Raw genomic sequence first — 539 nt, forward strand, 5'->3', positions numbered from 1 at the left:
CAGTTTCGCCATAGCCCAAAGCAGGTTGGTGAATTCCTGTGGTTTAAAGTTAGCTTTCTGTGCGTTCACATGGGGCAACAGCGCGGCCACGGCCCCGTTGAACTCTGGCGTCCGCTGTTGCCCGCTGTCCACCAGTTTTGCCATGGCCCACAGTAGGTTGGTGATTTCCTGTGGTATAAAGTGAGCTTTCTTTGCGTTTAAGTGGGGCAACAGCGCAGCCACGGCCTTTTTGAGTTCTGGTGTTCGTTCCTGCCCGTTGGCCACCAGTTTTGCCATGGCCCAGAGCATGTTGGTGATTTCCTGGGCTTCAATATTCCTGGCTTGAGGTTTTTTGCTGCACTTGAATATGATTGCATCAAGTAGCGTTGATAATAAGGCAGCTTGAGTAAGCTTGACACACTCATCCATGGGTTGATGAGGGGTAAAAACACCCGCTGAAGTCAATGAATGAAGTGTTGTCGTCAGGCTTCGCCAATTCCAACTCCGTGTTGCGGTAAAATTTTGCAGCAAATGAATCAGCTGGCTTTGTTCAGCCCGAT

The 539-nt window shown here is 50.1% G+C and carries 1 pseudogene; it reads right to left on the reverse strand.

The annotated features are described in order from the left end of the window. A pseudogene (locus tag J7439_RS26075) lies at positions 1–539 on the reverse strand (hypothetical protein); the annotation flags it as partial.

The organism is Salinisphaera sp. G21_0, assembly GCF_017744115.1.
Taxonomy (GTDB): domain Bacteria; phylum Pseudomonadota; class Gammaproteobacteria; order Pseudomonadales; family Endozoicomonadaceae; genus Endozoicomonas.